The 254-nt window shown below is 39.4% G+C and carries 2 pseudogenes; both read right to left on the bottom strand.

What is annotated here, in order from left to right:
- Positions 1 to 128 (bottom strand): annotated as a pseudogene (locus tag IDG65_RS14465) (PCRF domain-containing protein); the annotation flags it as partial.
- Positions 100 to 254, bottom strand: a pseudogene (locus IDG65_RS15090) (hypothetical protein); the annotation flags it as partial. The pseudogenes IDG65_RS14465 and IDG65_RS15090, both read right to left, overlap by 29 nt.

The raw sequence follows: 254 nt of genomic DNA, 5'->3' as shown, positions 1-254 counted from the left end.
TCCGGATTGATTTCAATCTCTATTTCATCATTATTAAAATCTGGAATCACGTCACATGATGCAAATGATGTATGACGACGTCCTGATGAATCAAATGGAGAAATTCGTACTAGTCGGTGTACACCTTGGTATCCAAGGTTCTATTGCACCTTCGTTTAGCGTCTTATCTTTGTCTGGAACAACCAAGTCTACATCGACTGTTAACTTTTGGCCTAAGCCATCACATGTTGGACAAGCACCAAAAGGACTATTAA

It is taken from the genome of Staphylococcus sp. EG-SA-17 (assembly GCF_017151845.1).
GTDB lineage: Bacteria > Bacillota > Bacilli > Staphylococcales > Staphylococcaceae > Staphylococcus > Staphylococcus aureus.
This window is presented reverse-complemented; position numbering and strand designations above follow the sequence as displayed.